The sequence below is a fragment of the Providencia rettgeri genome (assembly GCF_041075285.1).
Lineage (GTDB): Bacteria > Pseudomonadota > Gammaproteobacteria > Enterobacterales > Enterobacteriaceae > Providencia > Providencia rettgeri_G.
In genome coordinates, this window is the sequence record NZ_CP163512.1 from 670,069 (window position 1) to 685,135 (window position 15,067).

The 15,067-nt window shown below is 39.6% G+C and carries 11 protein-coding genes; 5 read left to right on the forward strand and 6 right to left on the reverse strand.

Features of this window, described 5'->3' with window-relative positions:
• Positions 1-9 precede the first annotated feature (9 nt).
• The 6 genes from zapD to ampD form a co-directional block, all read right to left on the reverse strand.
• On the reverse strand, positions 10-768 hold the full coding sequence (gene zapD / locus AB6N04_RS02960) for a cell division protein ZapD (RefSeq protein WP_369310445.1): 759 nt from the start codon (positions 766-768) through the stop codon (positions 10-12).
• An 8-nt stretch (positions 769-776) separates the two neighbouring features.
• The gene (gene coaE / locus AB6N04_RS02965) at positions 777-1,382 is read right to left on the reverse strand and encodes a dephospho-CoA kinase (RefSeq protein ID WP_369311940.1); all 606 of its coding nucleotides are present in this window, start codon (positions 1,380-1,382) and stop codon (positions 777-779) included.
• Between the two features lie 164 nt (positions 1,383-1,546).
• Positions 1,547-2,734 (reverse strand): type II secretion system F family protein, encoded by a 1,188-nt coding sequence (locus AB6N04_RS02970; RefSeq protein WP_369310446.1) that lies wholly within the window; start codon positions 2,732-2,734, stop codon positions 1,547-1,549.
• 1 nt (position 2,735) lies between these two features.
• Positions 2,736-4,133, reverse strand: a complete 1,398-nt coding sequence (locus tag AB6N04_RS02975) for an ATPase, T2SS/T4P/T4SS family (protein ID WP_369310447.1) — start codon at positions 4,131-4,133, stop codon at positions 2,736-2,738.
• Between the two features lie 12 nt (positions 4,134-4,145).
• Positions 4,146-4,571, reverse strand: a complete 426-nt coding sequence (gene ppdD / locus AB6N04_RS02980; RefSeq protein WP_369310448.1) for a prepilin peptidase-dependent pilin — start codon at positions 4,569-4,571, stop codon at positions 4,146-4,148.
• A 258-nt stretch (positions 4,572-4,829) separates the two neighbouring features.
• A complete protein-coding gene (gene ampD, locus AB6N04_RS02985) occupies positions 4,830-5,372 on the reverse strand; it encodes a 1,6-anhydro-N-acetylmuramyl-L-alanine amidase AmpD (protein ID WP_369310449.1) in 543 nt (180 codons plus the stop codon).
• Between the two features lie 105 nt (positions 5,373-5,477).
• Here ampD and nadC point away from each other — a divergent pair, with 105 nt between their 5' ends.
• The 5 genes from nadC to lpdA all read left to right on the forward strand — a co-directional run bounded on the left by nadC (position 5,478) and on the right by lpdA (position 14,652).
• Complete coding sequence (nadC, locus tag AB6N04_RS02990) at positions 5,478-6,380, forward strand: carboxylating nicotinate-nucleotide diphosphorylase (RefSeq protein WP_369310450.1); 903 nt, start codon at positions 5,478-5,480, stop codon at positions 6,378-6,380.
• Positions 6,381-7,527: 1,147 nt separating this feature from the next.
• Complete coding sequence (gene pdhR / locus AB6N04_RS02995; protein ID WP_369310451.1) at positions 7,528-8,298, forward strand: pyruvate dehydrogenase complex transcriptional repressor PdhR; 771 nt, start codon at positions 7,528-7,530, stop codon at positions 8,296-8,298.
• 170 nt (positions 8,299-8,468) lie between these two features.
• The gene (aceE, locus tag AB6N04_RS03000; protein ID WP_369310452.1) at positions 8,469-11,135 is read left to right on the forward strand and encodes a pyruvate dehydrogenase (acetyl-transferring), homodimeric type; all 2,667 of its coding nucleotides are present in this window, start codon (positions 8,469-8,471) and stop codon (positions 11,133-11,135) included.
• Positions 11,136-11,148: 13 nt separating this feature from the next.
• Positions 11,149-13,020 (forward strand): pyruvate dehydrogenase complex dihydrolipoyllysine-residue acetyltransferase, encoded by a 1,872-nt coding sequence (aceF, locus tag AB6N04_RS03005; RefSeq protein WP_369310453.1) that lies wholly within the window; start codon positions 11,149-11,151, stop codon positions 13,018-13,020.
• Between the two features lie 204 nt (positions 13,021-13,224).
• Positions 13,225-14,652: a dihydrolipoyl dehydrogenase gene (gene lpdA / locus AB6N04_RS03010; RefSeq protein WP_369311942.1), complete on the forward strand. Its 1,428-nt coding sequence runs from the start codon at positions 13,225-13,227 to the stop codon at positions 14,650-14,652.
• Positions 14,653-15,067: the final 415 nt, after the last annotated feature.

A 15,067-nucleotide genomic window follows, 5' to 3' on the forward strand; every position in this document is an offset into this window, starting at 1 on the left:
TTTCTCTATTTAACAGCAAGACAATTCAAAACGGATTATTTCAGGGAGTATACCATTCTCGCTATCTATATGTAGAAAACGTAGAGCAAAGCGTGTTTTGTGACCCGAAATTTGTGGATAAATAAAGTGGTCGGCTGATAATTTGATACGTAAAAGTTCTTTACCTTCAACGCTGTCTTGGTAAAAACCATTATAAGATTCTTTAATTTCAAATTTCCCCGATTGGCGAATTAAAGATAGCACTGTTTTTAAAGCATCATTAAGTGGGTCGAGGCTTTGTAGCCAACCAGAAATAGCTTTGTCACGCTCGATTTGCGGTAAATGCAACCATAATTGTAATGTGGGCAAGTCAAAACTGCAGCAACCGCCAGGTATGCTTAACCGTTGGCGAACCATACTGATAATTTTGTCAGTTCGTAGATGATGACCAAATCGAGGTGCGGACATTAAACGAGATATTTTGTTGGATAAATCAGTTAATAGCGAATTAATCAATTGACTGTCTGCATTTGGATCACCCGCCCAATTAGCTAAACGAGTACGCTGTTTTTCAAGCTCTTTGATCAGATCTGAGCGAACCTCCCCCCTATCAAGAATTTCAATCAGTTCGGAGACTGAACGGAAAAAAGCAATACCTGAGGAATAGGAGGTTATATTGCTAAGTTCATAAATTTGAGACAAAAGAGTTTCAAGGCGCAACCAAGAACGGATTTTTTCGTTCATTGGATATTCATAAGTGATAAAATTTGTCGCTGTGAGTTCGCCCATTTTAATTCCTATGTTTTTATTTTTGCTAATGTCAAATATTGCTTGTGAAGATTGGCTACCTTGTCTTGAATGTCGGTGTCTTTAGTATAATTTGTAATAATATCATCTGCATAAGATAATCGTTTTTCACGACTAGCTTGTGCTTCTAATATATTCCTAATTTGTTCAAGGCTTATATTATCTCTTTTTATTGTGCGTTGAATTTGTTCTTCAGGAGTAACATCAACGACTAACACTCGATTTGCTAAATGAGAATTATTATTTTCAATTAGCAAAGGAACAACCCATAAGACATAAGGATAATTGGCTTGGTTAAGTTGTTTTTGTGTCTCTTGCTGAATTAGCGGGTGAAGGAGTGCGTTTAGCCATTTTTTTTCATCAGGATTTGAAAAAATAATTTCTCTTAGCAGGCCTCTATTCAGCGTGCCATCTAAGGAAATGATTTTGTTGCCAAAGTGCGACCTGATAGCTTCTAAAGCAGGGGTGTTCGGCTCTACGACCTGACGAGATATTACGTCAGCATCAACAAGAGGGACGCCCAATTTAGCAAATTCATTTGCAATGGTTGTTTTCCCGCTACCGATCCCACCTGTTAAAGCAACTATATAAGGCATAAATTTAATCATTCACCTACAGTAAATAAAAATAGATTACACTGAAATTACCCTTTTGTCTTCATTCAAATTAATATTAGTGAATGTAGTTAAAAATACTTATATGACATGATCCTATACGGTTAGACTATGTTAATAATACAAAATAGATATTGCTAAAAAACTTATAATCCAGTGACTACATTACCTAAGTTAAATATTGGTAAGTACATGGCAAGCATAATTATTCCAATAACTAACGAAATAAAAATAAGAAGTATAGGCTCTAAGTTTTTCAACTTTTTTTCCATATAGAGCATATATTGCTCAGTATAATAATTAAATAGGTAGTTTGTAAAATACTGAAGTTGGCCAGATTCTTCAGCAATATAGATTAACTGTATAGATAAACTTGGAAATAAAATCGTCTTTTTCATTGAATTTGATAGGGAATTACCCTTAAGAACAGAAGATAAAATTATTTCACACTCTTTTTTATATTGTTCATTGTTGATTGTCTTAATAGTACAGTTTAAACAGTCGCTTAATGGTAGACCAACTTTATAAGTAGATGATACTGTTAGAAAATATATGCTTAGACTATGAAGTTTGATCAGGTCTTTTAATATTGGTATTTTTAAAAAAACGCTATGCAGGTTTGCGTGGTGATGTTTTTTTATTCGTAATATCAGTAAATAGAGAAAGAAAATTGCCAATAAAAAATACAGAGATTGTGTCGTTACTATATCGGAGATATCGATTATGCTTTGAGTTATTAGAGGGAGTTCTTGTTGGAAATTGTCATAGATACTTTTAAATTGCGGAATAATATATACAAACATAATACAGAGTAAAATGCCAGAAAATAGGCAGAGAGTGAATGGGTAACGTATTGCTTTTTTAAGTAGCAACGCTATTTTTTCATTATGTTCTAACATAAAACTAATAGTATTAAAGTTTTCATCATACTTACCCGTTTTTTCTGCAACGATGACAAGGCTAATGATAGTGTTGCTAAATATCTGAGGGTGTTTTTTTAAAAAATCTGAAAAAAGATCACCTTTTTCAATATGTTGTATTAGGTTTTTAATAAAGATATTCCAAAATGGAAGGTGGCAATTGTCAGATAATATTCTTAAGCTTTGTACGAGTGTTATCCCTGATGATGTTAAGGCGCCTAATTGTTGAAAAAAATGTATTCGGTAGTTAATATTAGTACGGTCTAAATAAAAAAACGATTTCAAATTAATTCTTAGTGGAACTAAGTTATTCTCAGTAATAATAATAAAGGCATTTTTTTTACTTTTTGCTAATAAGGTATCTTTAATTATTTGGTTATTAGTATTCAGAGCAACATATGAATAGATGAACATGCTAAACTCCTTCGTTACCGACAATAGCGCAAACTTCTTGTAGGGTTGTTTCACCTGATTCAATAAGTTTTATACCTGATTGGAAAAGACGCTGAAAGTTCACAATATTGTGGCTTTGATGTTCCTGCACATTTTGAATAATTTGATGGTCAATATACTCATAAATAGCTGTTCTTCCCATAAAGCCAGAAAAACAGTGTTCACACCCTTTTGATTTCCACTCATTAATCGTTAAATTTTTATTTAATTGGGTTCTAAATGGTATAGATATTTTGCATTTAGGGCATAATTTACGCACTAATCTTTGTGCTATCACCATCTTTAAACAAGATATTAGCTGTTTTTTTTCTACGCCTAACTGCACCATCCGTTCTATAGCGCTTACGGTACAATTAGTGTGGAGTGTGGATAAAACTAAATGACCAGTTTGTGCTGCGCGAGTCGCAATTCTGGCTGTTTCTTCATCTCTTATTTCACCAATCATAATAATATCTGGGTCTTGACGTAATAGCGCCCTAAGAATAAATGCGAAGCTAAGTTCATATTTTTCATGAACTTGTATTTGATTAATACCTTGCAAAGGAATTTCAATGGGATCTTCAATTGTTGAAATATTTCGAGACGATTGATTTAAAAACTCTAAAATACTATATAAAGTTACTGTTTTGCCACTTCCTGTGGGTCCTGTGACTAAGATTAATCCTTGAGGTTGGTTTAATATTTTTTTTAACGAGTTAAGAAGGGAAGAGCACATCCCTATGTGCTCTAGTGAATATTTTAATTGAGTATTAAGAATTCTTAATACCAGTTTTTCGCCATACAGTGTGGGAATACTAGAAAGGCGTATGCTGTAATTTTGACCATCAAAATACCAATTCATTTGCCCATCTTGTGGTCGCCTTTTTTCCGCTATATTCATTTTAGAGAGTATTTTAAGTCGCGCGATGATTTCATTATTAATTTCATAAGGTGCAGGGGGAAGAAAGTAAAGCTTCCCATCAACGCGGATCCTAATTTTTAACCCTTGCTTAGAAGGTTCTAGATGAATATCGGATGAACGCTTATGGATCGCTGTTTTAAGCAAGTTCTCCACAAAATCAACGGCGGGAGATGTTACGTTTAATAGCTCAGGCTCCTTTGGTTGATAGGCGACAACCTCTTCCTTTATCTGGTGTATTGCACTATTAAAATAATGATCAATTTTCTCCTTGGGCCAGATATCATAACAAACAGGGACACTGGCAATAAATTTTAACGTTGCCATAAGATTATCATCAGGCTTTTTAACTGTGGCGATTGATAATCTTTTATGATTGTAATCGACGATAATAATATAATTTTTATCACAGAGTTTTTTAAGCTCAGTATATATAAATTGGTTATCTTTCGTTATGCTCATAATTATCCCTAATTAAAAACTAAACGTTTTTTCACACAAAGATTTCAAGCTTGCATTATTTTTTATTTCACAAGTAATACTCCATTTAAACGCTGAATTGTCTGTTGTGGAGACGGGTGTCAACGTTACATTAAGGTCTGATAATATTTTATCGCCACTAAATTTCACAACCCCTGATTTAACATTAATCGTTTTGATATGTTTGCTAGTCACATTATTTGGAATATTATCTTGTCCACTACTACATTGGGACAGATTACCAAAATTAAAGTGGCATATCTCAATGCTATTTTTGTAAGGTAAAATGGTTTGAAGGACTTCAGTCATTGCAGCCTTTTGCATATAACTTTGATAACTTGGGATCGCAATAACACCAAGTATAGATATAATTGCAATAACAACCATTATTTCGATAAGTGAAAATCCTTGTTGACGCATAATAAAACCTCCGTTGTTAAGTGAGGTTCTATCATAAAGCGCTTTTTATATGGATTTTATTCAAGATAATTAATACTACGAGGCGCTTTGTAGATAAATAGACTAAGTTATGTTCTATTACATTTTTTTTCGAGCGGCCTCGCAAAAGATAATTTGTTTTTATGTTTAATTTGTTTTTTTTCTTTAAATTAAAAAATAATCAATGAATATAAGTTCACTCAAATACATTAATAGATATTAGCGGCTAATAATATTAAATCAGTATTCAAGTTGGCTTTTATAATGCTGCCAATCAAAAAAAGGTCCGGGATCTGTTTTACGCAAAGGCGCTATATCACTATGACCTGCAATATTGTGGGCAATTGATGGGTATTGAGTAATAAGTTGTTGGGTTAAAGCTATAAGAGATTGATATTGTTCCTCAGTAAAGGGTTCAAAATCAGTGCCTTCTAACTCAATGCCAATTGAAAAGTCATTACATTTTTCTTTTCCTTGGTAACTGGATTGCCCCGCATGCCAAGCACGTAAATGGAAAGGAACATACTGAATAATAGCGCCATCACGGCGAATTAAACAGTGGGCAGAAACGCGAAGGTGCTTTATTTCATCAAAAAATGGGTGCTCTTGAGGGTTTAGGGTTCCTGTGAAAAGTTGGTTGATATAAGGCCCACCAAATTGACCTGGGGGAAGGCTAATATTATGGATAACAAGAAGAGAAGGTGTAACACCATCAGGCCGCTCATCATGGTGAGGGGAGGGGATATGAGTCACATTATTTAACCAACCATTATGTATTTTCATCTCGTTATCCATAGTATTCTGTTTTCTTTTTGTTAGGGGTCGTTATCTTTGAGTGGAAAGATTAGCATAGATATAATAAGACGAGAGCATATTTTGGAGTAAGAAATGGCGATAAGACGTTATGACGAACAGCAAAGACGTAGCATCCTTTTAGAACGATTAGCGGTTGATATTCCTTTTATGGTGACAGTGGCGTTAAAAGAAGATCTTGGGCAAGTTGTTGACTATAAAAAAGATATTACGGGGCAACTACTCAACGAAAACACCATCGCAACCGCCCGTATTATCACACGAGAAAAGGGGGTTTTCTGCGGCAAACAGTGGCTAGAAGAAGTCTTTCTTCAATTAGGCGGACAAGTCAACATTGATTGGAAAGTGCAAGATGGTGATACTGTTACGCCAAATCAAGTGTTGTGTGAAATGCAGGGGCCTTCGCAAGTTTTATTAACAGGGGAGCGAACTTCGCTGAATTTTATTCAAACACTCTCATCTGTTTCGACAGCAACGGCAATGTATGTTAAAGAGCTTGCAGGAACACGTGCTAAGCTACTTGATACTCGTAAAACGATCCCAGGTTTAAGAACCGCGTTGAAGTATGCGGTTCTTATGGGGGGCGGGTTTAACCATCGTTTGGGGCTTTCAGACGCTCATTTAATTAAAGAAAACCATATTATTTCAGCCGGCTCTGTCGATAAAGCGGTTGAATTAGCCAGACAAGCGCACCCTGAAGTACCAATTGAAATTGAAGTTGAAAGTTTAGACGAATTGCTACTTGCACTTAAAGCGAATGCAGACATTATTATGCTCGACAACTTTACGCCAACAATGATGAAAGAGGCTGTCGTGTTAACGGATGGAAAGGCAGCGCTTGAAGTTTCAGGTAATGTAACGTTAGAAACAATCAAAGAGTTCGCTGAAACAGGAATCGATTTTATTTCAGTGGGGGCTTTAACAAAACACATTCAAGCAATGGACTTATCAATGCGTTTTGTTGATAGCCATTCTTAGGCTAGGGGCTGTCTCTCTTTTGATGGTCAATTTTCATTCGAATTAAAGCCATTTAGGCAAGGGGAGAGGTTCGCCGCCGAGTGAACTTGGCAAGAGCCTCTCAACGCAGTATCAAATGAGTGAAACGTGCTTTAATCGAGCCCGTAGGTCAGCGTTTAAGGATATCGAGTTGGTTCAAATGATCGTTAGTCAGCACGGCGGAGTCATTTATCCATTTTTGGGTTGTTTCTTAACCTTTTTTAGTTTTAGCGGTAAAACTCAGCAGCAAAAATAAACAGCCCTTAGAGCCTCTCCTATTTAAAACTGATATCAGCGCTGTTGAATTATTTTATTTTGCAGTTTTCTTGTATTTCGCTAAGTGCTTTATATCTACATTCGTAAATTTGAAGTATTTGCATGGTATTTTTTAACACATCAACTTTATTCTAAAAACTGACCAATTTTTGCTTGGGGCTGTTTACCTTTAATGGTCAATTTTTATTCGAATTAAAACCATTTTAGGTAAGGCGAGAGGTTCGCCGCCTTGTGAACTCGGCAAGAGCCTCTCAACGCAGCATTAAATGAGTGAAACGTGCTTTAATCGAGTCCGTAGGTCAGCGTTGAGGGATATCGAGTTGATTCAAAGAGTCGTCAGTCAGCACGCGGAGTCATTTATCCAGTTTTTGGTTGTTTCTTAAGCTTTTTAATCGGTAAAAATCAGTAGCAAAGATAAACAGCCCCTAAGCACGTCACTTTTGAATTTAAGATAAGTATAAAATAAGTTGTTAACTTAACATTTTTGAAACAAAAAAACGCGATTATTTAAGTACAATAAGCAGTCACGAAATCATTTGAGTTATAATGTGCTAAATTTGAATATTTATTCATTCATTTATTGTGCTTTTACGTTTCAGCTTGTGTTTTTAAGCTTTGAGTAACGTTTTTTATGTTAAAACTAATTTCGTGAGATTGGTCATTTAGTTATCAAAACATGCTAAATTTTAAAATAAATTGTTAAGATTTGCAGGATTTTATGATTTAGCGCAAGGTCTTTATGGACAGATAGTGAATACTTTGTTACTTTATTAGCCCATAACCAAATTGGTATTACCAATTAACACTGGGTAATACATAATCAATAATTACTCACTTATGAATATGGCAGATTATGACTTACGGTAAAATTCGCCAACCAAAGTTATCAGATGTGATAGAGCAACGGCTTGAGCATCTCATTTTCGAAGGGACATTGCGCCCCGGCGAAAAGCTGCCTCCTGAACGCGAACTTGCAAAGCAGTTTGACGTCTCTAGACCATCAGTGCGTGAAGCAATTCAAACATTAGAAGCGAAAGGGCTTCTATCTCGCCGCCAAGGTGGCGGTACCTTCGTACAAAAACAAATGTGGCAAAGTTTTAGTGATCCTTTAGCGCTGCTACTCGAAGGAAATCCTGAATCTCAATTTGATCTTCTCGAAACTCGCCATGCACTTGAAGGGATTGCGGCTTATTATGCTGCTCTGCGTGGCACAGAAGAAGATCTTGAACGAATTCGTCAAAGTTATGAATTAATCGAAATAGCGCAAAAAAGTGGCGAATTAGCGGCCGAGTCGGATGCCGTACTTCAATACCAACTCATTGTGACGGAAGCCGCGCACAATGTGGTTTTACTGCATTTGTTGCGCTGTATGATCCCGATGTTAGAACAGAACATCCGTCAAAATTTTGAATTTTTGTATACCCGTAAAGAGATGTATAACGCCGTAAGCTCCCATAGAGCGCAAATTTTTGCGGCAATCATGGCAAGAGAACCTGAAAAAGCGCGTGAAGCATCTCACCGTCATCTGTCTTTTATTGAAGATTTGCTATTAGACATTAGCAGAGAACAAACTCGCAGGGAACGTTCTTTACGGCGGTTACAGCAACATCCTGATTTAACTTAATAATATAGATCCTGACTGCTGCGTCTATATTATTGTGAATACGCTTAAGGGCGTTAAAGCGGCAACTACATCAGGGCCTATCTTCCCGCTGTTTTAACAACATTGGGAAAATAGCAGGAAGATAGGCTCCACATAACCATATAAAATAGATAACAGATAAGGAATACACCATGTCAGATATGTTAAAAAATGACGTGGATCCGATTGAAACTCGCGACTGGCTACAGGCGATTGAATCGGTCATCCGTGAAGAAGGTGTTGATCGTGCTCAGTTTATTATCGAACAGGTATTAAATGAAGCACGTAAAGGCGGCGTGAGTATCGCGGCTGGTGCATCTGGTCGTTCTGATTACATCAACACAATTCCTGTTGAAGATGAGCCTGCATACCCTGGCAACATGGATTTAGAGCGCCGTATTCGCTCCGCAATTCGCTGGAACGCTGTAATGACTGTTCTGCGTGCGTCTAAAAAAGACTTGGAACTGGGTGGCCATATGGCTTCTTTCCAGTCATCAGCAACCTTGTATGAAGTCTGCTTTAACCACTTCTTCCGTGCTCACAATGATAATGATGGCGGAGACTTAGTCTTCTTCCAAGGTCACATCTCTCCAGGTATTTATGCACGTGCCTTCTTAGAAGGTCGTTTAACTGAAGAGCAAATGAATAACTTCCGTCAAGAAATTGGTGGAAATGGCCTGTCTTCATATCCGCACCCTAAATTAATGCCTGATTTCTGGCAGTTCCCAACTGTATCAATGGGGCTGGGCCCAATCAATGCTATCTATCAAGCTAAGTTCCTGAAATATCTTGATAACCGTGGTCTGAAAGATACGTCTGCACAGCGCGTATACGCATTCTTAGGCGATGGTGAGATGGACGAGCCAGAATCTAAAGGTGCGATTACTATCGCAACTCGCGATAAATTAGATAACCTAGTGTTTGTTATTAACTGTAACTTGCAACGTTTGGATGGTCCAGTAACCGGTAACGGCAAAATTGTTAACGAATTAGAAGGCATCTTTAGCGGTGCTGGCTGGCAAGTTATCAAAGTGATGTGGGGCGATCGTTGGGATGAGCTGCTGCGCAAAGATACCAGCGGTAAACTTGTTCAATTAATGAACGAAACCTTAGACGGTGACTACCAAACCTTTAAATCACGCAACGGTGCATATGTTCGTGAGCACTTCTTTAATCGTTACCCAGAGACCGCGGCATTAGTTAAAGATATGACTGATGATGAGATTTGGGCTCTAAACCGTGGTGGTCACGATCCGAAGAAAGTGTATGCTGCATTTAAAAAAGCACAAGAAACCAAAGGCAAACCAACGGTTATTTTAGCGCAAACCATTAAAGGTTATGGTATGGGCGAAACCGCAGAAGGTAAAAACATTGCGCACCAAGTGAAGAAAATGAACATGGACGGCGTTCGCCATTTCCGTGATCAATTCAACGTGCCAGTGGCGGATGATCAACTGGAAAAACTGCCATACATCACTTTCGAAAAAGATTCAGAAGAGTACAAATACCTGCACGAGCGTCGTCAAGCGCTGGGCGGTTATTTACCTGCTCGTCGTTCAACTTTTGATGAGAAACTGGAAATCCCTACACTGGCAGATTTCAGTCAATTACTAGAAGAACAATCGAAAGAAATTTCCACAACTATCGCTTTCGTTCGTGCATTGAACGTGATGTTGAAAAACAACTCTATCAAAGAGCGTTTAGTGCCAATTATCGCTGATGAAGCGCGTACTTTTGGTATGGAAGGTCTGTTCCGTCAAATCGGTATTTATAGCCCGAAAGGCCAGCAATACACTCCACAAGACAGAGAGCAAGTTGCATACTATAAAGAAGATGCAAAAGGTCAAATCCTGCAAGAAGGTATCAATGAACTGGGCGCAGGTTCTTCTTGGTTAGCGGCTGCAACGTCTTACAGCACTAACAATCTGCCGATGATCCCATTCTATATCTACTACTCAATGTTTGGTTTCCAACGTATTGGTGACTTAATGTGGGCAGCAGGTGACCAACAAGCACGCGGCTTCCTGATCGGTGGTACTTCAGGTCGTACAACGCTTAATGGTGAAGGGTTACAGCACGAAGATGGCCATAGCCATATTCAATCGCTGACTATTCCTAACTGTATTTCTTATGATCCTGCATACGCTTATGAAGTTGCGGTGATTATGCAAGATGGTTTAGAGCGTATGTATGGTGAAAAACAAGAGAACGTGTACTACTACATCACAACGCTGAACGAAAACTATCATATGCCTGCAATGCCAGAAGGTGCAGAAGAAGGCATCCGTAAAGGTATTTACAAACTGGCTTCTGTTGAAGGTAGCAAAGGTAAAGTACAGTTATTAGGCTCAGGTTCAATGATGCGTCACGTTCGTGAAGCGGCAGATATTCTGTCTGCTGAGTATGGCATCGGTTCTGATGTTTATAGCGTAACATCATTCACTGAATTGGCTCGTGATGGCCAAGATTGTGAGCGTTGGAACATGCTACATCCATCCGCAACGCCACGCATTCCTTATATTGCACAAGTGATGAATGACGCACCAGCAGTTGCATCAACTGACTATATGAAACTGTTCGCTGAACAAGTTCGTACTTATGTACCTGCAAGTGATTACCGTGTTCTGGGTACTGATGGTTTCGGTCGTTCTGACAGCCGTGAAAACCTGCGTCACCACTTTGAAGTGGATACCAGCTATGTCATCGTAGCAGCGTTAGGTGAATTGGCTAAACGTGGTGAAGTTGATGTTAATGTCGTTGAAGAAGCGATTAAAAAATACAACATCAACCCAGAAAAAGTTAACCCACGTTTGGCGTAAGAGGTAAATATCAATGTCTATTGAAATCCAAGTGCCAGATATCGGTGCTGATGAAGTTGAAGTCACCGAAGTGATGGTTAAAGTTGGCGATAAAGTAGAAGCAGAGCAATCACTTATTACCGTGGAAGGTGATAAAGCTTCTATGGAAGTCCCATCACCACAAGCGGGTGTGGTAAAAGAAATTAAAATCGCAACGGGCGATAAAGTAAAAACGGGCTCACTGATCATGGTCTTTGAAGCAGAAGCAGAAGCAGGTGCAGCCGCGCCGGCTCCAGCTCAAGCACCAGCAGCCCCAGCGGCAGCGCCAAGTGCAGCAGTATCAAAAGATGTTGCTGTACCTGATATCGGTGGTGATGAAGTTGAAGTCACTGAAATCATGGTTAAAGTCGGCGACACTGTGACTGCGGAACAATCTTTAATTACGGTTGAAGGTGATAAAGCTTCAATGGAAGTTCCAGCCCCCTTTGCTGGCACAGTGAAAGAAATCAAGATTGCGACTGGCGACAAAGTGAAAACAGGCTCGCTGATCATGGTCTTTGAAGTGGCAGGGGCAGCGCCAGCTGCGGCTCCAGCAGCACAAGCTGCAGCACCAGCGGCTCCTACAGCCTCTGCAATTAAAGATGTTAACGTTCCTGATATCGGTGGTGATGAAGTTGAAGTCACTGAAGTGATGGTTAAAGTGGGTGACACCGTTTCTGCTGAGCAATCAATCATTACGGTTGAAGGCGATAAAGCATCAATGGAAGTCCCAGCGCCCTTTGCGGGAACAGTTAAAGAAATCAAAATTGCGACTGGCGATAAAGTGAAAACAGGCTCGCTGATCATGACCTTTGAAGTGGCCGGTGCAGCACCTGCTGCGGCGCCTGTTGCTCAAGCCAGCGCTCCTGCTCCAGCAGCAACGCCAACTGCGGCGGCTTCTGCGCCAACGAAAGCGGCTGATAGCAAAAATGAGTTTGTTGAGAACGACGCATACATTCATGCAACACCGGTTATTCGCCGCTTAGCGCGTGAATTTGGTGTGAACTTAGCAAAAGTGAAAGGTACAGGTCGTAAAGGCCGTATCTTGCGTGAAGACGTTCAAGCTTACGTTAAAGAGGCCGTGAAGCGTGCTGAGTCTCCAGCAGCGGCAGGTGGCGGGTTACCGGGTATGCTGCCATGGCCGAAAGTGGATTACAGCAAGTTCGGCGAAGTAGAAGAGGTTGAACTGGGCCGCATCCAAAAAATCTCGGGTGCTAACCTGAGCCGCAACTGGGTGATGATCCCGCACGTTACGCTGATGGAAGAAGTGGATACCACTGAAGTTGAAGAATTCCGTAAGCAGCAAAATAAAGAAGCAGAGAAGAAAAAACTGGACGTGAAAATCACGCCACTGGTTTTTGTTATGAAAGCCGTTGCTCGTGCTTTGGAAGAAATGCCGCGCTTTAACAGTTCGATTTCTGAAGATGCACAGCGTCTGTTCCTGAAAAAATATATCAACATTGGTATCGCGGTTGATACGCCAAATGGCTTAGTTGTTCCTGTCTTCAAGGACGTGAACAAAAAAGGCATTTTAGAGTTATCTCGCGAACTGATGGAAGTTTCTAAGAAAGCGCGTGCAGGTAAACTGACTGCGGCTGATATGCAAGGCGGCTGTTTCACTATCTCTAGCCTTGGTGGTATCGGTACAACCGGTTTTGCACCAATCGTGAACGCACCAGAAGTGGCTATTATGGGGCTGTCACGTTCTTCAATGAAACCTGTTTGGAATGGTAGCGAGTTTGTTCCTCGCCTGATGCTGCCTATGTCACTGTCCTTTGACCATCGTGTTATCGATGGGGCTGATGGAGCACGCTTCATCACCTTAGTAGGGCAATTAATGAGCGATATTCGCCGTTTAGTGATGTAATTAATAGGACCGGCTGATAGGCCGGTCTGTTTTATTTAGGCTGAGGCAGAATTTTTTGCTGCTGCTACAAAAGGTTGGGAGTTACATCACGAAATGAGCCTTTTCAGGGTGTTAACAATTCTGTAAACTGCTCTCGGTGTGTACTTTTCCAGTGGAAGATCGTTTATTCAGCAGTACCGCTGGACAAAACAAAAAGAGGTCATGATGAGTACTGAAATTAAAGCCCAAGTCGTTGTGCTTGGTGCAGGCCCAGCAGGCTATTCTGCGGCTTTCCGTTGCGCTGACTTAGGTTTAGAAACTGTTTTAGTAGAACGTTATTCAACCCTTGGTGGTGTTTGTTTAAACGTTGGTTGTATCCCTTCTAAAGCTTTACTCCATGTTGCAAAAGTAATCGAAGAAGCAAAAGCTTTAGCAGAACACGGTATCGTTTTTGGTGAGCCAAAAACCGACATTTCCAAAGTTCGCTTATGGAAAGAGAAAGTGATTAATCAGCTGACTGGTGGTCTGGCTGGTATGGCGAAAGGCCGTAAAGTTAACGTAGTTAACGGCTTCGGTAAATTCACTGGTGCTAATACGCTGGTTGTTGAAGGTGAAAATGGTAGTACAACTATCAATTTCGATAACGCAATCATTGCAGCGGGTTCACGTCCAATTCAATTACCATTTATTCCTCATGAAGACCCACGTATTTGGGATTCAACTGATGCGTTAGAATTGAAAGAAGTTCCTGAGCGCCTTCTGGTTATGGGGGGGGGGATCATCGGTTTAGAAATGGGAACTGTGTATCATGCTCTGGGTTCTCAAATCGATGTGGTTGAAATGTTTGACCAAGTCATCCCTGCGGCGGATAAAGACGTGGTTAAAGTCTTCACCAAACAAATCAGTAAAAAATTCAATCTGCTGTTAGAAACAAAAGTCACCGCAGTTGAAGCAAAAGAAGACGGTATCTACGTTTCTATGGAAGGCAAAAAAGCGTCCGCAGAACCACAACGTTACGATGCTGTCTTAGTGGCTATTGGTCGTGTCCCTAACGGTAAAAATTTAGATGCTGGGAAAGCCGGCGTTGAAGTTGACGATCGCGGCTTTATCCATGTGGATAAACAAATGCGTACTAACGTGCCGCATATCTTCGCAATTGGTGATATCGTTGGTCAACCAATGTTGGCTCACAAAGGTGTTCACGAAGGTCACGTTGCCGCAGAGGTTATCTCTGGTCTGAAACACTACTTTGACCCGAAAGTTATTCCATCTATCGCTTATACTGAGCCAGAAGTTGCTTGGGTTGGTTTAACTGAGAAAGAAGCGAAAGAGAAAAATATTAGCTACGAAGTGGCAACTTTCCCATGGGCGGCATCAGGTCGTGCGATCGCCTCTGACTGCTCTGAAGGTATGACTAAACTGATTTTCGACAAACAATCTAACCGTGTTATTGGTGGTGCGGTTGTCGGCGTGAACGGTGGCGAATTACTGGGTGAAATCGGCCTAGCAATCGAAATGGGTTGTGATGCAGAAGATTTAGCATTAACTATCCATGCTCACCCAACACTGTATGAATCAATTGGTATGGCAGCAGAGATCTACGAAGGTAGCATCACTGACTTACCAAACGCGAAAGCGAAAAAGAAAAAGTAATTTTCTTTTTTAGCAAGTAACGGATGAATTGAAGGCTAAAGCAGAAATGTTTTGGCCTTTTTTATTTTAATTAGTAAAACAGTATCAACTTATTTTCTTAATTATATAAATATTATGATTGCTATAATTTTGATATTCACACTTAGTTGGCTATAAAAAATTTTGAATTTAATTTCTTTGCTGTTTTTAAATGACAACAAGGATGTTAATTATGCTTTAGATAGATACAATGATTATTACAGTTTCACCTTTACCTCCTTGAGCTCGATGAACAAAGAGTTAAGCAATATTCAATTCAAGTTTCTAATAGAAAAATGAAATTAAAGAGTTAGTTGAATATGATAATAGTCGATCTGGCATTCAAATAGGAAATAAGACGTTAATTGAAATACCTGCGGTTCTATGGAAAGATGAA